Here is a 17,420-nt window from a genome sequence, read left to right as displayed (position 1 = left end):
TAGCCATCCCGCCCGCGGGCTGGATGTGCTCAGTCCCCCGAGTCCTCGGAATTGGGCCCAGTCGGCAGAAGGAAGGGTCGACCGCTCGCCGGCACGGCGCCAACCGTCAGCCGGACGCCGAACACCTCCCGAAGAAGGCCGTCGGTAAGGACCTCCTCGGGAGGGCCGCTCGCGACGAGCCTGCCGCCCGCCATCACGAGAAGCTCGTCCGCATAGGCCGAGGCAAGGTTGAGGTCGTGGAGGATGGCAAGGACGGCCATGCCGTCCCGAGCGAGCGCCATCGCCTGGTCAAGCAAGGCGAGCTGATGCGTGAGGTCCAGGCTGGCCGTGGGCTCGTCGAGCAGCAGGACTTGCTCGGCCGCGACTGTCCGACCGGCCGCGAGTTGCGCCAGCACCCGCGCGAACTGCACCCGCTGCTGTTCGCCGCCCGAGAGGCTCTGGTAGGAGCGATCGGCCAGCGCCGAGACATCGGCACGCTCCAGCGCGGCCGTGACGATCTCGGCGCGGGAAGCGGCCGTGAGGCCCCGCCCGATCCCGTCCGCCCCGATCCGCACCACCTCGCGCGAGGTGAACGGAAAGGCGAGGCGCGAGGCCTGCGGCAGCACCGCCCGTGCGCAGGCGAGCCGCCATCCCGGCAGCTCCTGGATGGGCGTGCCGCAATAGGACACGGCCCCGGTGCTCGGTCGCAGCTCGCCGCAGAGCATGCGGAGAAGCGTCGACTTTCCCGCCCCGTTCGGCCCGACCGCCACGGCGAGCCGCCCTGCCTCGAGCCGCAGGCCTACATCGCTGACGAGCGCCTTCGCGCCGACCCAAAAACTTAGGCCGGTCGCTTGGAGAAGCGGCTGGATCATGCGTCGAGCACCGTCGACCGCCGCAGCAGCAGCCAGAGAAAATAGGGCGCGCCGATCAGCGCGGTGACGATGCCGATCGGCAGTTCGGCCGGCGCGACGGCTACTCTCGCCACCATGTCCGCGGCCACAAGTAGCGTCGCGCCGAGGAGCGCCGAGGCCGGCAGAAGGATGCGGTGATCGGGCCCGATCGCGATGCGCACCACATGCGGCACTACCAGCCCGACGAAGCCGATCGGCCCGGCGGTCGCCACCGCCGCACCCACGGCCGCGGCGATCGTCAAGATCGCGAGAGCCTTCACCCGCTGGACCGGGATGCCGAGGTGGAACGCCTCCGCTTCGCCGAGCACGAGCGCGTTCAGGGCGCGGGCTAGGAAAGGAGCGATCAGGCACGCGAGGGCCATCATCGGCAAGATCGCGAAGAGCTTCGTCCAGGTCGCACCGCCAACCGCCCCCATGGTCCAGAATGAAAGGTCGCGGAGCTGCCGGTCGTCGCTGAGGAAGGCGAGGAACCCGGTCCCGGCCATTGCAAGGGCGGCCAGCGCCACGCCGGCGAGCAGCATGACGGCGATCGAGGTGCGACCCTGCCGCGTCGCGATCGCATAGAGCAGCAGCGTCGCGGTCAGAGCCCCGACGAATGCCGCGATCGGCAGGAGCTCGAACGGAACCGGGCCTGTCGCGAAGCGGTGGCCGAGCACGATCACGGCGGCCGCGCCGAGTGTCGAGCCGGACGAGACACCGACCAGCGCAGGGTCCGCAAGCGGATTCCGGAACAGGCCTTGCAGCAGACCGCCGGAGAGTGCCAGCAACGCCCCGACGGCGAGCCCGACCAGAGTGCGCGGCATACGGATGTCGAGGACGATCGCGACGTCCCTGGCGAGACCCGGGTCCGGAAGGGCGCCGCTCAGCCCGGCCCAAAGGACCTGGACCACACGGCCCGGCGGGATCGCGACCGCGCCCGTGCCGAGCGAGAGCACCCCGACCAGGAGGGCGAGGGCGAGAAGCAGAGGGAGCGCCAGCACCGGGGCGGTCCGGAGAAGCGGCATCTTCCGTCGCTCCGAGGCCGAGATCCCGAGACTAGCCGCCTGTGCGGCCCCGCTCATTCCGGCCGCATCGGCGGCATGAGCGAGGTCATCAGCTCACGGGCGGCCGCCGGCGTGCGCGGCCCGAAGCCGAGCAGATAGAGGCCGTTCATCTTCACCAGACGCCCATTGCGACCGGCTGGCGTCCCCGCCAGGGCGGCGCCTCCGAGCACTTCGGCGGCAGGCACCGCGCCTGGGCCGGTCTCCATCATGACGACAACCTCCGGCTGTGCTGCCAGGATGGCCTCGTCAGACATCGGCTTGTAGCCTTTGACCGCGGCCGCGACGTTCTCGGCACCGGCCAGCGCGAACATGCCATCCGCGGTGGTGCCGCGTCCTCCAACCATGACTCGGCCGTTCTGGAGGGAAAGGACGAACAGCGCGCGCACGGGACGCGTGATGCGGGCCCGGTCGGCAGCGAGGACCGCGAAGCCTCGCTCGACTTCCTCCATCAGGGCCGCGCCTTCCTTCTCGCGCCCGACGACTCGGGCAATGACGGCGATCTTGCCGACAATTCCGGCGGGCGTCGGCGCCTCGGGGACTGCCTCGATGGGCACCCCGGCTTCGCGCACCTGCTGGAGCACGTCCGGCGGACCTGCCCCGTCCACGGCAAGCACAAGGTCGGGCCGGACGGAGAGGATCCCCTCGGCGGAGAGCTGCCGGAGATATCCGACATTCGGCCTGGTGCCCAGCGCTTCCGGAGGATGGATGCTGGTCGTATCGACGGCCGCAACGCGGTCCCCCGCCCCGAGCCGGTACAGGATCTCGGTCACGGCGCCGCCGAGCGACACGATCCGCGCTGGCGGGGAAGCCTCCGCCGCTGAACCGGCAGCCGGCGGAACGGCAAAGGCCAGCGCGCAAAGCGCGACGATCGCGGACCGCCTGATGGAAACGAGCTTCGTCATGCGCGAGGTCACTTCGTCAGGATGAGCTTGTCGTGCTGCGTTAGCCGCAGCCGGTAGCGTTCGCCGCGGTGCAGGATGATGATCTCGCGCGCACCGCCGAGAAGTTGGCTCGCCTGGACGGCGCGCGGCTCTCCGTGCTGCGGGCGCGGGCGTTCCGGCGAACTCGACTGCAACTCCGGGTCGCGGCTCATGTCCTGTCCGCACGCAATGGTGTCCCCTTCAGTAGCTATAGTTTAGAACAAAGAAAAACTGGATAAAACAGCGCATTGACCTAGGTATAACTGCCTCGCTATGGAAGACAACATCTTCCGCTTAGCATGGGCTTGGCGGCAGGCTGTGTGAGTTTAGCGGAACGGACGGACGCCCGTCCTTAGACGGAGGAACAGAACGGTGTTCATCGCGATGAATCGGTTCAAGGTGCTGAAGGACGCGACGGACGAGTTCGAAGCCGTGTGGCGCAACCGGGACAGCCACCTCGATGAGATGAAGGGCTTCGTCGAGTTCCACCTCCTGCGCGGGCCCGAGCACGAGGACCACATCCTCTATTCGTCGCACACGATTTGGGCCTCGAAGGGCGATTTCGAGGCCTGGACCAAGTCCGACCAGTTCCGGAAGGCCCATGGCCGCGCGCCGAGCTCGAAGCCTCTTTATGCCGGCCATCCGCAATTCGAGGGCTTCGAGGTCGTCCAGACGCTCGCGCGCACGGCATCCGTCCAGGCTGCGGAGTGAGCGCCTCGACTGCCCTCGCGCCCGGAGCGAAGGACCCTGCGAGCCGGGTTCGTGCCGCGCTTGCGGCCGCGCCCGACGGCGTCCTGGAGGAGATCGCCCGCCGGGAGGATGTCCCGTACCGGGCGGTGCTCGACGCTCTCGGACCCGAGCAGGTCACGGCCGTCCCGGGCGACAGCTTCGAGATGGTCTGGAGCGAGCTCGCCGGGTGGGAGGGCGAGATCACGTTCATCGTCCACACGGCCGACGGCGTGTTCGAGACGCGCGGTCGGCTGCCGCTCGGCAGCCACGGCCGCGGCTACTTCAACATCCACGGCGACAGCCCAATCGGCGGCCACATCCGGGCCGACCGCTGCGCCGCCATCTATTTCGTGGACAGGCCGTTCTTCGGGCGGCGTTCCTGCTCGGTCCAGTTCGTGAACCGGGATGGCGGGGCAATGTTCAAGATCTTCGTCGGCCGGAACGAAGCCCGGGACCTCAATCGCGAGCAACTTGCCAGATTCGAGTCTATGTTCCGCCGCTTCGCAGCAGCGGTCCAGCAGGCTTGAGTGACAACTCACTCAGCAGGGCAGGGTAGGCCCAGGGGCGTCCGAGCACATCCGGAGTTGGCAGCTGAGTACCGAGGCTAGGCCGACCAAGGACCGGTACAACGAGAGGTGCGCAGCCGAGAAGATCCACTTCGCGACCCCCAAGCATTCAGCCGTGATTTCACCAGGAGCAGCCCTTCCGCTATTGTCCACACAGAACCTAGCGACGTCCGACGGCGGCCTGGGCAGTCGTGAGTTCCCCTTCATGCAGGCCGGGTCGAAGCGGTGGTTCGCTCACAACGTGATCAAACATCGGATGCGGCCCGGGGCCGACGTCCTCTCCTGATCATAGACGGGGACTCGTTCGCCCATCGCGCCTACCACGGTCTGCCGAAGACTATCCGCCGCGCCGCCAACAAGGGTGGCGGCGCAATCGTCGGCTTCGCCAATATGCTTCTGCGCTTCTACGCCGAGGAGCGGCCGAGAGCTGTTGTGGTCGGCTGGGACACGCTGGAGGCACCGACCTACCGGAGCCGCGCCTTTCCGGCCTACCAGTCCGGCCGCCATTTCGATGACGAGCTGGTCGAGCAGCTTGCTCTCTTGCCGGACTTCGTCGCCGCCTGTGGCTTCGCGAACGCCAAGGCCGCTGGATACGAGGCTGATGACTTTCTTGCCGCTGCCGTTCGGCGGGAAGAGCGCAAGGGCGGTCTGTCGCTGGTCGCGAGCGGCGATCGCGATGCGTTCCAACTCGCCTCGGAGCTGACCACCATCCTGCATCCGGTGCGCGCCGGCGAAATGGCCCGGATCGGACCAGCTGAGGTGCGCGAGCGGTATGGCGTCGATCCCGGTCAGGTGCCGGACTTCATCGCGCTGCGAGGCGACGCCTCCGACAAGCTTCCGGGCGCGCGCGGGATTGGGGCAAAGACGGCCGCGAGCCTGCTGCGACGGGCAGGCAGCCTGGAGGCGCTTCTCTCCAAAGGCCGCTTCGCCGATCAGGCAGCCGATCTTCGATTGTTCCGCCAGATCGCCACGATGGACGCCGAAGCGCCGCTGCCGCCCATACGAGATCAGAAGCCGACCTGGGAAAGAGCAGCCAGGCTCGCATCAGAGTGGGGGCTCCATCGGCTCGCCGAGCGGCTGGAGGGACTGGGCAAGGAGACACGTCCGAGGATGAGGCCGCCAGTCCCGGCACGAACGCAGCTGCGGATCGCCACCTTCAACATCAACAACGTCAATCGGCGCTTGGCGAACCTCCTGGCTTGGCTTGCGAAGGAGAAGCCGGACGTTGTCTGCCTCCAGGAGCTCAAGGCCGAGAACGACGACTTCCCTGCGGGCGCGATCAAGGCCGCCGGCTACAAGGCCGTCTGGACCGGCCAGCGCTCCTGGAACGGAGTGGCAATCCTGGCGCGGGACGCCGAGCCGGTCCTTACCCGCACCGAGCTTCCGGGCGATCCGGAAGACAAGCAAGCCCGCTACATCGAAGCCGCCGTCCGCGGCGTGATCGTCGCCTCCATCTACCTGCCCAACGGAAACCCGCAGCCTGGACCCAAATTCACCTACAAGCTCGCCTGGTTCGAACGCCTGATCGCTCATGCGGCCACGCTGCTCGCGGCGGGGGTGCCGGTGGTGCTTGCGGGTGATTACAACGTGGTCCCGACCGACCAGGACATCTACGCGACCCGCTCGTACGCAAAGAACGCGCTGCTGCAACCCGAACCTCGCGAGGCGTACCGTCGGCTGCTCGACCAGGGCTGGACGGATGCCTTACGGGAGCTTCATCCCAGCGAGCCCATGTTCACGTTCTGGGACTACAAGCGGGATCGCTGGTCGCGTGACGCCGGACTGCGGCTCGATCATCTGCTCGTCAGTCCAGATCTGAAACCTCGCCTGAGTAGGGCTGGTGTGGACCGCTGGATCCGGGGCGAGCCTGACGCCAGCGATCACGCTCCAGCCTGGATCGAGCTGAGTTGAGGCTGATTGAGCTGTCTAAGCTCACTCCCGCTTCGCGCCGATAGTGTTGAAAAAGTCGGGGCTGCTCGGGGAAGTCAGAGCGACCGGCGTATGAAATAGAACGAACATGCTATTCTGACACGCGCAGAGCACCCAAAGCAGGGGATTGTTCTCTTTGGTGAGGCGCTCAGCCGGTCCTTGATGGCGGTCAGCGAGCTCGATCCGACTTTTTCAACACTATCCGCAGGAACGGACATTGGGTTCTTACCGGAAATCGGACCTTCAGCTGCCAGCGCAACACAGAAACACAACGAATGCGCCTCGGGCCTGTGGCCATAGGGCGAGTTTAGTCCCCGCCGGGCGACCGCAGGCGCATCTCCTGAGCGGCACGGCGGAGCGGAACTAGGAAGCGTTCCTTTGCGACTGCCTCGGTCAGGCTGCCTGAGATGGTGTTGACGCTGATTGCAGCGAGGAGGCGGCCTTTGCCGTCTCGGACGGGCACCGCAAGTCCGCAGATCGCCGGATCGAGCTCGCCGTCCACCCACGCGAAGCCGGACTGCGCAACCTTCGCGAGTTCTGCCCTCAGCGTCTCCGGATCCGAGATCGTGCGATCGGTGCGCTTCGTCAGCTCGGCTGCGGTGAGATAGGCGTCCAAACTCGCTTGCGTCTGCCCCGCCAGAAGGACTCGTCCGAGCGAGACCAGATGCGCCGGAAGACGGCTTCCAATGCCGAGGTTGCCCGCCAGGATGCGGCGTGCCGGCGCACGCAGGATGTAGACGATCTCAGTCCCGTCCAGAACCGCAAGCGCACATGACTCGGCGAGCTCGTTCCGGAGATCCTCGAGCACGGCCTGTGCATGACCCCAGAATGGCAGGGTGCTCAGATAAGACATGCCGAGACCCAGCGCGCGGGGCCTCAGGCTGTAATAGCGGCCGGAGAGTTCGCAGTAGCCGAGCGACACGAGCGTCGCGAGCACGCGTCGTGCAGTGGCGCGGTTGAGCTCCGTCGCGAATGCAACCTCTGCCAAAGTGTGTCGTCCTGGCGGGCGGCCTAGTGCCTCGACTGCCGCAAGGCCGCGCGCAAGCGCGCGCACATATCCGTCGCTCTCTTTTGTCACTCAGCCTCCTTGCCAAGGATCGGGACCCCTGCCAGTTTGTGCGCACAACGATCGCTTTGTTCGCTAGGCGAACGGGAGGTAGCGCGTGGGGCAGGAATTTGCAACGGACTTTTGGGCGGATGCTGCAGCTCGGAAAGTCTGGGACGACATCGTCCCGGGCGAGCCAAGGGCCACGATCCCGTACGTGCTCACGCTCGACGCGATCCAGAAGTATTGCCGCTCTGTGGGAGAGGATCATCCGCTCTATTTCGATGAAGATTACGCCAGCAAGACGCGGTACGGCGGCATCATCGCGCCACCCTCGATACACATTTTGCTGATGTTCGCCTGCACGCCGACGGACGACTGGATGCGCAGTCCCGGTACTGTGAACGCGGGTCAGTCGTGGAGCTATGCCCAGCCTGCTCGGCCGGGCGACACGATCACGCTTCAGGCGCGCGCACTCGACAAGTTCATCAAGCGAGAGCGCCTGTTCGTCATCCACGACAACGTCTTCTTCAACCAGCACGGCCGGGTGATCTGCTCCGGGCGCGGCTGGACCATCCGGCCGCAGTGAGGACACCATGAGCGCGACATTCGAAGAGCTGGAACCCGGATTTCGGCTGGATGGGCCGATTTTTGCCGTCTCACGCGAAAGCATCAGGGAGTTTTGCGAAGCATCGTTGGACTTCAACCCCCTCCACCTCGACGACAATTACATGCAGGGGAATTTCGGCCGCACGAATTTCGGCGGCATCATTATGCACGGCATGAACAATTTCGGGCTGATAACCCGAATGCTCACTGACTGGGCGTATGATGTGGGCGCCGAGCACCGCCGCCTCGAGACCCGCTGGGTAAGGCCTGTCAAGCCAGGCGACACCATCCAGCCCGTCGGCACGCTGAAACGGAAGCTGGTCACGGCGAAGTCGCGATGGGTCACTATCGACGTCGAGGTCCGAAACCAGCGCGGCGAGACAGTTGCGACCGGCGAAGCGGCTCTCGAGTTCCCGTTCGGCGCGGCCTGATGATCCTCGGGCGATCACTCGCGAGGAACGCCCGGCTGTTTGCGGACAGGCCGGCGATCCTCGACGAGACCGGCTCCGCGATCACGCATGCGGCGTTCGCGGATCGTGTCTGGAGACTGGCCGACAGTCTCCAGACGCTCGGGCTGCGAAAGGGTGACCGGGTGGCGGTGCTCGCGCGCAACAGCCCGGACTATCTCGTCGCGCACTACGCTCTAGGTGCCGCGGGCATCTGGATGGTACCGATCAACACGGCCTTGAAGGCGCATGACGTGGAATACCGTCTCGCGCACGCCGAGGTGCAGGGACTGTTCGTTTCGTCCGAGCACATCCTCACCATAGCGGACCTTACGGCGGAGACCACGGCTAGGCTGCAAGGCCGCGTTATCCTGATGGACGGTGTCGCGCCAGGCCTTCACAGCCTAGAGGAACTCGTCGACGCCGGTGGAGCAACTCCGCCGGACGTTTCGATCTCCCCGGAAGACACGCTCTATATCGGCTACACGTCGGGGACCACGGGCACGCCAAAGGGCGCGCTCGTCTCTCACCGGGCTATCGTCTGCGGGTTCCTCTACAAGGCCCTCGCGTACGGCCTCACCAGCGCCGACGTGACCCTCAACCCGGGGCCCTATTGGCATTCCGCTCCGCGAGACTTCGCTGCTCTCGCCATCTACCTCGGCGGCACCTCCATCGTGCCTGTACGCTTCGATGCAGCCGGCTACCTGCAACTGGTCGAGAGGCACGGGGTCACGAACTCCTTTCTTGTTCCGACGATGATTCAAAGGCTGACAGCCTCGGACGAGTTGAGGGTCCGTGACCTGACCAGCCTCCGGCACGTGATCAGCGGCGGAGCACCGCTTCCAAGCGCCGTTAAGGAGAGGTTCCTCGCCGCGTGCGGAGACGTACTCACCGAGTTTTACGGGGCGACCGAGACACGGATTGTCACGACGATCTCCGCTCGGGAGCTCGGTCAACGCGAGCGATCCGTCGGACGCCCGGTGCACGATGTCGAGCTGCAGGTCCTGGCCGCGTCCGGCGCTCCGGTTCCAGCGGGCGACGTGGGCGAAGTCTATATTCGTGGTCCCGGACTGTTCTCGGGATATTGGCGCGAGCCCGAGCGCACCGCAGCCGCGCATCGGGGCGAATGGTTCAGCCTCGGCGACATGGGGCGGCTGGACGCAGACGGGTACCTCTACCTCGTCGATCGCAAGCAGGACATGATCATCTCGGGAGGAGAGAACATCTTCCCGAACGACATCGAGGAATGCCTCGAGCGCCATGCGTCCGTGCGGGAAGCCGCCGTCGTCGGCGCACCGGATGATCAATGGGGCGAGGTTATCGTGGCGTATGTGGTGCCCGCGGTAGTCGATCCGGATCCCGAAGAGCTGACGATGTTCTGCGTCGAAAGGCTGCCCAACTACATGAAGCCCCGCCGCTTCGTGTTTTGCGAAACGCTGCCGCGCAATCCCACGGGTAAACTCCTTCGACGAGAGTTGCGGGAGCGCGAGCGAGCCTGCGCGTAACAAACCCACAACCAGACCGTTAGGGAGGAAGACATGAAGGTGTTCGGCATTGCGCTCGGGTGCGCGCTCGGCTTCACTGCGTCGCTCGCGTCTGTAGTCGCCGCAGAGAAGTATCCTGCTGCGATGATCCGCATCATCGTGCCCTTCCCGGCGGGGGGCACGACGGACATCCTCGCTCGCCACGTCGCCCAGGCGCTCGGGGACAAGCTCAAGGTCAACACCATCGTCGAGAACAGGCCTGGGGCGAGCGGGATCGTCGGATCCGAAGCTGTGGCGAAAGCTGCGCCCGACGGCGGAACGCTCCTCGTGGCTGCAACTCACCACGTGATCAACCCGACGCTGTACCGGAAGCTGCCGTACGACACCCGCAAGGACTTCGCACCGGTTGCGCTTCTCGCAACCGTTCCGAACGCACTCGTGGTTCACCCAGGCGTTCCGGCGAAGACAGTCGCGGACCTCATTGCGCTGGCCAAAAAGGATCCCGGGAAGCTGTCGTTCGGATCGACCGGCGTCGGCGGAGCGAACCACCTAGCGGGCGAGATGTTCAAGCTCGCGACGGGGACGGATATCCTTCATGTGCCCTATCGCGGCGCGGCGCCAGCCATGAATGATCTCCTCGGCGGACACATCCCGATGATGTTCGACTCGCTTCCGACCGTCTTGCCCGTAGCGTCGAACGGCGATCTTCGGGTGCTCGGTGTGACCAGCCTCGCGCGCGCTAAGTCGCTGCCGGACGTCCCAACGCTGGACGAGGCTGGCGTGAAAGGCTTCGAGGCAATGGCTTGGTTCGGGATGTACATGTCCGCCGGCTCGGCCCCGGGAGAGCCTCGCCAGCAACTCGTCGCCGCGGTCCAGGAGATCCTCGCCAGCGACGCGATCAAGGACGCCTTCTCCAAGCTTGGCGTGGAACCGGGAACCCTCTTCGGCGACAAGTTCGGCGGCTATGTCGAGTCCGAGATCAACAAATGGGGGGGCGTCGTGAAAAGTGCGCAGGTCCCGCTTCAGTAGGAAGCAGGCTGTCTCCATGACGCGCCAACGACAGACATCAGGTGCTTGCCTGGAAGCAGACGTGCTCCGGCGAGGCTCATCGGGCGACTGCCTGAGGCTTACGGCCGAGACCTGGGCATTCGCACGTTCACTGTCCGTTCTGCCTGCGCTATGACTACCGAATGGATGGGCCGACTCGGAAGATCATCCACGTCGACATGGACGCGTTCTATGCTTCGGTGGAGCAGCGGGACGATCCCGCGCTGCGTGGCCGGCCGGTCGCCGTGGGTCATGGTTCTGCTAGAGGCGTAGTTGCCGCAGCGAGCTATGAGGCGCGCCGGTTTGGCGTCAGGTCAGCGCTGCCTTCCCTCACGGCGCTTCGTCGATGCCCTGAGCTCGTGTTCGTGGCGCCGCGCTTCGATGTGTATCGGGCCGTATCGCAGCAGATCCACCGCATCTTTGCGGATTACACGCCGCTAATCCAGCCGCTCTCGCTCGATGAGGCGTATCTCGACGTCACGGATAACCTGCGCGGCATTCCGACGGCGTGGGCCACAGCGAAGGAAATTCGTGCCCGTATTATGAGTGAAGTCGGCCTAACCGCCTCCGCGGGCATCTCCTACAACAAGTTCCTAGCCAAGCTGGCTTCGGATCACCGCAAACCGAACGGGCAATTCGCGGTCACTCCCGAGATGGGCCAGGGTTTCGTCGAGACGTTGCCGATCGAGCGATTCCATGGTGTCGGCCCGGTCACCGCGGCCAGGATGAAACGACTCGGGATCGAGACCGGCGCAGACCTCCGGTCGAAGTCGATCGAATTCCTGCAAAGGCACTTTGGCAGCTCGGCGGATTGGTACCACGCGGTTGCACGAGGCGAGGATCACAGGCCTGTCAATCCGGATCGGGTGCGCAAGTCCTCAGGCTCGGAAACCACTTTTCCGCGCGACCTCACGGAGCCTGCGGAGATCGAAGCTGGCGTGTTGCGGATGGCCGACGACGTATGGACCTGGTGTGAGAGGGCTCGGTCTTTCGGCCGAACTGTGACCGTGAAGGTGAAGTTTGCCGACTTCCGGCTGATTACCAGGAGCCGAAGCCACCCAAAGCCGGTCTGCGAACAAGCGCAGCTGAACCAGGTAAGCCTCGATCTCATTCGCTCCATCTTCCCGGTCCAGAAAGGGATCCGGCTTGTCGGGGTGACAATGTCCAACTTCGAGCAGGCTGCCGATCGGGAAGCCAGCGGCCTGCCCCTGCTTCGATCGGCGATGTGCGCTGCAAACACTTGCGCTCCGGTGTTTGCGGGAACCGGCCCATGACGCGGCGTTCAGGCAGCGCCGACCTGCCGCTGCACGGCGGACGCGTCCCGGCCTGGCTCGGTCAGCGTATGTCCAGATTGGGCGCAGTTATCGTCCAAGCAATCGTCCTTGAGTACGGGCGTGACGAGTTGCTCCGCCGGCTAGCCCACCCGTTCTGGTTCCAGTCGTTCGGGGCCGTGATGGGGATGGACTGGCACTCGTCCGGGATCACCACCAGCGTCCTCGGGGCGCTCAAACGCGGGTTAACGCCTTTATCGGACGAACTCGGCCTGCATGTCTGCGGCGGTCGTGGCAAGCACAGCCGCGCGACGCCGGGCGAGCTAGTGACAGTGGGCGAGCGCGTCGGCCTGGACGGGGCCGCCCTCGCCAGGGCGAGCCGGCTCGTCGCCAAGGTCGACAGCGCTGCTGTCCAGGACGGGTTCGACCTTTACCTGCACGGGTTCATCGTTGCCGATGACGGGCGCTGGGTCGTGGTGCAGCAGGGGATGAACGGCGAGCGGCGCCAGGCGCGGCGCTACCATTGGCTGTCCGAAGGACTCGAGAGCTTCGTGGACGCACCGCACGCCGCGATCGAGGGTCAGGGGCAAGGCATCATCGTCAACTTGGCCGACTGCCGCGCCAGCGTCTCGCGCGGCCGGCAGCTTGATATGCTGGGTGACTTGGGCCCGGATGGCATCTCGCGCGAGCTCGCCCGTATCGAGAATGGGAAAGTTCCGGCGCAAGCAGAGGCGCAGCCACTCTTACCGCATCTGATTATGCCAGGGCATCATGACGTCCGGCCGGAGGACGTGGTTGCCCGGCGGCTGCACGGAGCCCTTGCGGCGGCAGCCGATCGTGGGCCCAAGGACTTTGCCGAATTGTTGCTGGTGCCGGGAATTGGGGCCCGCTCCGTGCGGGCGCTCGCGATGGTGGCGGAGGTGGTGCACGGCGCGCCGTGCCGGTTCAGCGACCCCGGGCGTTTCTCCCTCGCGCATGGCGGCAAAGACCGACACCCGTTTCCGGTACCTACGCGAGTCTACGACCGGACGATCGAAGTTATGAAGTCGGCCGTGCGCAAGGCAAAGCTTGGGAACGAAGAGGAACTGGGGGCCATCCGGCGCCTGGACGAGCAGGCCCGGCGGCTGGAGCGGGCCGCCACGAGTTGCCCTTCTGTCGGGGCAGTGATCGCGGAGGAGCGCGCCCGGTCCCATGAATACGGCGGGCGGAGTGTGTTCGGCTGGGAGCCGCCCTTGGACACGTCCGGCGAGACGGCCCAAAATGGCTCGTGATTGGAGCTGAGGTTCCGGCGTCAGGGCAGGCTGCCTCGCACTGGGCCTCGTGGCCAGTTATTTAGCGGACTCATGCGACTGTTCCCTCCCAGCCGGATCGTTTGCCTCACGGAGGAGACGGTCGAGACCCTGTATCTGCTCGGCGAAGACCACCGCATCGTTGGTGTGTCCGGCTACGCGGTACGGCCGCCTCGGGTTCGCAAGGAGAAGCCCCGCGTGTCGGCCTTCACGTCGGCCAACATCCCGAAGATCCTCGCGCTTGAGCCGGACCTCGTGCTCACCTTTTCCGACCTGCAGGCGACGATCGTTGCCGATCTGGTCCGGGCAGGCATTGCGGTCCACGCCTTCAACCAACGCACTCTTGCCGGCATCCTCGCCATGATCCGGACACTCGGCGCGCTGGTCGGCGCCGGCGAGAAGGCCGAAGCTCTGGCCGCGGGATTTGAGCGGCGGATTGAGGACATTCGGGGGACATCGGCGGGCCACCCGCGGCCGCGCGTCTTCTTCGAGGAATGGGACGACCCGCTCATCAGCGGCATTGGCTGGGTCTCGGAGCTAATCGAGGTCGCCGGCGGGGAGGACGTGTTCGGGCACCTGCGTGAAGCGGGCGCTGCCCGCGACCGCATCGTGCTACCCGACCAGGTCATCGCCGCTGCCCCGGACCTCATCCTCGCATCGTGGTGTGGGAAAAAGGTCGTGCCCGAGCGGATCAGAGCCAGGCCAGGCTGGGACGCCGTCCCGGCCGTGCGCAACGGGCGGATCGTCGAGATCAAGTCCCCTCTCATTCTGCAACCCGGACCGGCCGCGCTCACCGACGGTCTTGATGCGATCCGCAGGGCGATAGCCTCAGCTCACGCCTATGAGGCGCTGTGACAAATCTGATCTTCGGTCTTCCCGCCGTCTACGTCGTTGCCCGGCTCCTTTGGCCGTTGCCATGGCCGCCAGTGCTGAAGCTCGTCCTGGGGGCGGCCCTGCTTCTCGCCTCCCAGATGCATCATTGGAACCGGATGTCTTCGGCTCGATATTTTCGCCCGAATACCCACGCGCACTGGTGATCGTGTTCAATTGGGCGATCGGCGCCGTGTTGCTGGCAGCCGCTATGCAGGCGGTCCTCGATGTTGTGTCGCTCGGGTCCATGCTCTTGCCGGACGGCGGCTGGGCGGTCTCTGACACCTGGCGGTACCTGCTTGGCTCGCTCGCCATGCTAGTGGCAGCGACAAGCGTCTGGCAGGCGGTCCGCGTACCACCGCTAAAGGACATTGAGTTCCGGGTCAGGAACCTGCCCGCTGCGTTCGACGGGTACCGGCTACTCCAGTTGACGGACCTGCACGCAAGCCGGCTGTTCCCGGCCTCCTGGGTCAGGGGAGTCGTGGACCGCTCCTTGGCCTCCGGAGTGGACGTGATCGTCGTCACGGTGACTTCATCGACGGCACGGTCGCGGCACGTCGGGCCGACGTGGAGCCACTGCGCGATCTGCGCGCGCCGGACGGCGTATGGGCCGTCACTGGCAATCACGAGTACATCTTCGGCGCAAAGAACGGGAGGGCGCGGATTACCGACTTGGGCATTCGCCTCCTCGCCAACGAGCATGTTGTTCTGCGGCGGTCGAATGCAGAGTTGGTGTTGACCGGCGTTGAGGATAGGTCCGCATTGCGCGGGGGCCAGCGACACGATCTCGACGCCGCACTAGCTGGGGCGCCTCCCGGCGCTCCGGTGCTTCTCCTTGATCACCAGCCAGGGGCCGCTCGACGGGCCGCAGAACGCGGGGTGGCGCTGCAGCTGTCTGGGCACACCCACGGCGGGATGGTGCTCGGCCTGGACCGGCTGGTCGCGCCTGCCAATCATGGCTTCGTCTCGGGCGCCTAAAACGTCGACGGCATGACGCTTTATGTGAACAACGGACCGGCCTCTGGCCTGGTTTCGCGCTCAGGCTAGGACGTCCATCGGAGTTGACGCGGATCACACTTCGGTGCGGAGCGTAGGCATCGATCCGGCGAGCTTGGGTCAGGGATGCCGAGGTTCAGCTAAGTAGCCGAAGGCCGAACCGTGTGCCTTCGGCTCCGGGCCGGTAAAAGCGAGCGCGTGCTTTTTTTGGCTTCCGGGCCGCGCCGATAGTGTTGAAAAAGTCGGGGCTGCTCGGGGAAGTCAGAGCGACCGGCGTATAAAATAGAACGAACATGCTATTCTGACACGCGCAGAGCACCCAAAGCAGGGGATTGTTCTCTTTGGTGAGGCGCTCAGCCGGTCCTGATGGCGGTCAGCGAGCTCGATCCGACTTTTTCAACACTATCCGCCAGGAGCAGAAGTTCGCCAGCTGCCCGGAAGCGGACATTGCCGCGGCTCGACGCCCCCTGAGCAGTGCGCTAACGGACGAGGTTCGCCATCGCCGCAGCGGTTCGCTCTGATCTTGACTCCATCGATCACTACCCCGTTGCGTGCTGGCCTCGGCTCCGACGAGATCCTGGACCGCCTCAGCCTGATTGGTCAGGACATCACAGCAAGCCTCGATTTCGAGGATATTTTCGCGGCTGTCGAACGGCACGTGGGGGCCCTTCTCGACGCGGCGACTTTCTACATTGGCATCCTGGATGAAGGGCGAGAGTGGATCGATGTTCCAATCTTCATCGATGGAGGCCGGCGGAGTCAGAGCCGACGGCTGAGGGTCGACGATGCCGAACGGCCGGCAAGTCGTGCGGTCCGGGAAAATCGCGAGATCCTGCGCGAGAAGTCTCTCGACGATGCTCTCCGCGCCGACATCCCGGGCACCGCTCCAACGCTGAGCGCCCTTTTCCGCCCGCTTTCCGTGCGCGACCGGATGATCGGCGTGATGTCAGTCCAGAGCGCGCGGGCAGGAGCGTACGGACAGCGGGAGCGGCTGATCTTCCGCGCTCTCTGTTCCTACGTCGCTGTGGCACTTGCCAACGGGGCGAGCTTCAGGCGGCTCGCGGCTGCGGAGGCGGAAAGGATGACTTCACTTACTCGGCTCGTCGCCGGAATCGCGCACGAAGTGAATACGCCGGTCGGCATGGCGCTTACGGTCGCGACCACATTCGATCGGGCAGCGCGGGAGTTCCAGGAGAAGCTCGAAACCGGCGCCTTGCGGCGATCGGATCTCGAGGCCTTCGCTGGCGTAAGCGTCGAGGCCGCCCGTCAGGTCAGCGCGAACCTAGTCCGTACGACCGACTTGATGGACGAGTTCCGACAGGTGGGCCTCGATCAAAGATCAGCACGCGCTCGTACCTTCGGCATCGCGGATCTCGTCCGGTCTGTTCTTACTAGCCTCGGACTCGAGTTGCAGGGTCAGCCATGCACGATCGAGATTGCCGTACCTTCTGATCTTGAGGTCACAAGTGACCCAGAAGCGCTCGGGCGGGTCCTGGGTCACCTCATCGCTAACGTGCTTGCTTTCGCGTTCCCGAAAGGCGAACGAGGCACCCTGCGGATCGAAGCAGAGATGTCAGCACGCAACGAGCTTCGGGTCGCGATCATCGACAACGGCGTAGGCATTCCTGACCCGGAGCTCGCGGTGATCTTCGAACCGTTCTCACCGACAAGCCGCGGCAGCCGGGGCCTGGGGCTGCACATCGCCTACAGCCTTGCTATCAGCGTGCTTCGCGGAGCGCTGACCTGCCAAACGGTAGTGGGCCACGGGACGACGTTCTGCCTCACTATCCCCACGCGGCTCCCAACGGTCTAGAAGATGTGACGGGCCCTGGGCGCCAGAACCGGACATGAGGTGGTTGCCTGAAAGCGGACGTACACGTTCAGGCTCCGCTTCCGCCCGCTCTCGAACCGTCTCCTATATGGCGGGCCCGCGCCGTCGCCGTTTCCGACCTGCGCCATGAGCGGACACTAAGAGGCTGCCCGAGAGCGGACGTTCTCAGCTTGCGGTGCCTACGATGGCTTCGATTGGGCGATGCTATCAGGTCTTCTACGTCGAGCGGCATTGCTAGCTGACGGGGCAGAGAGCGCGGAACGTAGCCAAGCGAGCCCGGTGTCCGTCAGCCCCGACTTAGGCACGACCGACCTCATCGTGAATTGCGGTAGGCTCAACGGTGGCTCAACCAGCACGACGCCTGCTGGTGACCCGAGCGCCTCAGCGAAGCTGCGCGGGACGGCCGAGAGGAGATCTGTTTCGGCAACGATCGTCAGCGCCATCGCGAAAGCCGG

At 65.4% G+C, this 17,420-nt stretch carries 16 protein-coding genes and 2 pseudogenes; 13 read left to right on the top strand and 5 right to left on the bottom strand.

Annotated elements, in window-relative coordinates; all coding sequences use genetic code 11:
* Positions 1-29: 29 nt before the first annotated feature.
* The 4 genes from ACO2SS_RS27610 to hemP are packed head-to-tail and all read right to left on the bottom strand — an operon-like array spanning position 30 to position 3,026.
* Entirely contained in the window at positions 30-851 is an 822-nt protein-coding gene (locus tag ACO2SS_RS27610) for a heme ABC transporter ATP-binding protein (RefSeq protein ID WP_423281081.1), read from the bottom strand.
* Entirely contained in the window at positions 848-1,894 is a 1,047-nt protein-coding gene (locus ACO2SS_RS27605; RefSeq protein WP_423281080.1) for a FecCD family ABC transporter permease, read from the bottom strand. The genes ACO2SS_RS27610 and ACO2SS_RS27605 overlap by 4 nt, the downstream gene beginning before the upstream one ends.
* A gap of 53 nt (positions 1,895-1,947) precedes the next feature.
* Entirely contained in the window at positions 1,948-2,835 is an 888-nt protein-coding gene (locus ACO2SS_RS27600) for a heme/hemin ABC transporter substrate-binding protein (RefSeq protein ID WP_423281079.1), read from the bottom strand.
* A gap of 8 nt (positions 2,836-2,843) precedes the next feature.
* Positions 2,844-3,026, bottom strand: coding sequence for a hemin uptake protein HemP (hemP, locus tag ACO2SS_RS27595; RefSeq protein WP_423281078.1), 183 nt, complete (start codon positions 3,024-3,026; stop codon positions 2,844-2,846).
* 199 nt (positions 3,027-3,225) lie between these two features.
* Here hemP and ACO2SS_RS27590 point away from each other — a divergent pair, with 199 nt between their 5' ends.
* The 4 genes and pseudogenes from ACO2SS_RS27590 to ACO2SS_RS27575 all read left to right on the top strand — a co-directional run bounded on the left by ACO2SS_RS27590 (position 3,226) and on the right by ACO2SS_RS27575 (position 6,059).
* The gene (locus ACO2SS_RS27590; protein ID WP_423281077.1) at positions 3,226-3,564 is read left to right on the top strand and encodes an antibiotic biosynthesis monooxygenase family protein; all 339 of its coding nucleotides are present in this window, start codon (positions 3,226-3,228) and stop codon (positions 3,562-3,564) included.
* Entirely contained in the window at positions 3,561-4,109 is a 549-nt protein-coding gene (hutX, locus tag ACO2SS_RS27585) for a heme utilization cystosolic carrier protein HutX (protein ID WP_423281076.1), read from the top strand. The genes ACO2SS_RS27590 and hutX overlap by 4 nt, the downstream gene beginning before the upstream one ends.
* A 264-nt stretch (positions 4,110-4,373) precedes the next feature.
* Positions 4,374-5,132, top strand: a pseudogene (locus ACO2SS_RS27580) (5'-3' exonuclease); the annotation flags it as partial.
* A 156-nt stretch (positions 5,133-5,288) separates the two neighbouring features.
* Positions 5,289-6,059 (top strand): exodeoxyribonuclease III, encoded by a 771-nt coding sequence (locus ACO2SS_RS27575; protein ID WP_423281087.1) that lies wholly within the window; start codon positions 5,289-5,291, stop codon positions 6,057-6,059.
* A 325-nt stretch (positions 6,060-6,384) separates the two neighbouring features.
* Here ACO2SS_RS27575 and ACO2SS_RS27570 read toward each other — a convergent pair whose 3' ends face one another.
* Positions 6,385-7,155: an IclR family transcriptional regulator domain-containing protein gene (locus ACO2SS_RS27570; protein WP_423281075.1), complete on the bottom strand. Its 771-nt coding sequence runs from the start codon at positions 7,153-7,155 to the stop codon at positions 6,385-6,387.
* An 85-nt stretch (positions 7,156-7,240) separates the two neighbouring features.
* On the opposite strand from ACO2SS_RS27570, the gene ACO2SS_RS27565 reads away from it, so the two are divergent.
* From ACO2SS_RS27565 to ACO2SS_RS27525, 9 genes and pseudogenes are all read left to right on the top strand, one after another.
* Positions 7,241-7,711 (top strand): MaoC family dehydratase, encoded by a 471-nt coding sequence (locus ACO2SS_RS27565; RefSeq protein WP_423281074.1) that lies wholly within the window; start codon positions 7,241-7,243, stop codon positions 7,709-7,711.
* A gap of 7 nt (positions 7,712-7,718) precedes the next feature.
* A complete protein-coding gene (locus tag ACO2SS_RS27560) occupies positions 7,719-8,162 on the top strand; it encodes a MaoC family dehydratase (protein ID WP_423281073.1) in 444 nt (147 codons plus the stop codon).
* A complete protein-coding gene (locus ACO2SS_RS27555) occupies positions 8,162-9,682 on the top strand; it encodes a class I adenylate-forming enzyme family protein (RefSeq protein ID WP_423281072.1) in 1,521 nt (506 codons plus the stop codon). The genes ACO2SS_RS27560 and ACO2SS_RS27555 overlap by 1 nt, the downstream gene beginning before the upstream one ends.
* A 33-nt stretch (positions 9,683-9,715) precedes the next feature.
* Positions 9,716-10,690 (top strand): Bug family tripartite tricarboxylate transporter substrate binding protein, encoded by a 975-nt coding sequence (locus ACO2SS_RS27550; protein WP_423281071.1) that lies wholly within the window; start codon positions 9,716-9,718, stop codon positions 10,688-10,690.
* A 161-nt stretch (positions 10,691-10,851) separates the two neighbouring features.
* Positions 10,852-11,982: a DNA polymerase IV gene (gene dinB / locus ACO2SS_RS27545; RefSeq protein WP_423281070.1), complete on the top strand. Its 1,131-nt coding sequence runs from the start codon at positions 10,852-10,854 to the stop codon at positions 11,980-11,982.
* Positions 11,979-13,250, top strand: a complete 1,272-nt coding sequence (locus ACO2SS_RS27540) for a DUF763 domain-containing protein (RefSeq protein WP_423281069.1) — start codon at positions 11,979-11,981, stop codon at positions 13,248-13,250. The genes dinB and ACO2SS_RS27540 overlap by 4 nt, the downstream gene beginning before the upstream one ends.
* A 72-nt stretch (positions 13,251-13,322) precedes the next feature.
* Entirely contained in the window at positions 13,323-14,123 is an 801-nt protein-coding gene (locus ACO2SS_RS27535) for a cobalamin-binding protein (protein ID WP_423281068.1), read from the top strand.
* Positions 14,120-15,232, top strand: a pseudogene (locus tag ACO2SS_RS27530) (metallophosphoesterase). Before ACO2SS_RS27535 ends, ACO2SS_RS27530 begins: the two are co-directional and overlap by 4 nt.
* 449 nt (positions 15,233-15,681) lie before the next feature.
* Positions 15,682-16,947, top strand: coding sequence for a sensor histidine kinase (locus ACO2SS_RS27525; RefSeq protein ID WP_423281067.1), 1,266 nt, complete (start codon positions 15,682-15,684; stop codon positions 16,945-16,947).
* The last annotated feature ends 473 nt before the right edge of the window (positions 16,948-17,420 follow it).

The sequence above is a fragment of the Enterovirga sp. CN4-39 genome (assembly GCF_049446235.1).
Taxonomy (GTDB): Bacteria; Pseudomonadota; Alphaproteobacteria; order Rhizobiales; family Beijerinckiaceae; genus Enterovirga.
This window is presented reverse-complemented; position numbering and strand designations above follow the sequence as displayed.

Excerpts from the sequence above, each read along its gene's own strand:
- ACO2SS_RS27600 (WP_423281079.1), bottom strand. The coding sequence starts at position 2,835 with ATGACGAAGCTCGTTTCCATCAGGCGGTCCGCGATCGTCGCGCTTTGC.
- ACO2SS_RS27610 (WP_423281081.1), bottom strand. The coding sequence starts at position 851 with ATGATCCAGCCGCTTCTCCAAGCGACCGGCCTAAGTTTTTGGGTCGGC.
- hemP (WP_423281078.1), bottom strand. The coding sequence starts at position 3,026 with ATGAGCCGCGACCCGGAGTTGCAGTCGAGTTCGCCGGAACGCCCGCGC.
- dinB (WP_423281070.1), top strand. The coding sequence starts at position 10,852 with ATGGATGGGCCGACTCGGAAGATCATCCACGTCGACATGGACGCGTTC.
- ACO2SS_RS27550 (WP_423281071.1), top strand. The coding sequence starts at position 9,716 with ATGAAGGTGTTCGGCATTGCGCTCGGGTGCGCGCTCGGCTTCACTGCG.
- ACO2SS_RS27540 (WP_423281069.1), top strand. The coding sequence starts at position 11,979 with ATGACGCGGCGTTCAGGCAGCGCCGACCTGCCGCTGCACGGCGGACGC.
- ACO2SS_RS27535 (WP_423281068.1), top strand. The coding sequence starts at position 13,323 with ATGCGACTGTTCCCTCCCAGCCGGATCGTTTGCCTCACGGAGGAGACG.
- ACO2SS_RS27605 (WP_423281080.1), bottom strand. The coding sequence starts at position 1,894 with ATGCCGCTTCTCCGGACCGCCCCGGTGCTGGCGCTCCCTCTGCTTCTC.
- ACO2SS_RS27560 (WP_423281073.1), top strand. The coding sequence starts at position 7,719 with ATGAGCGCGACATTCGAAGAGCTGGAACCCGGATTTCGGCTGGATGGG.
- ACO2SS_RS27555 (WP_423281072.1), top strand. The coding sequence starts at position 8,162 with ATGATCCTCGGGCGATCACTCGCGAGGAACGCCCGGCTGTTTGCGGAC.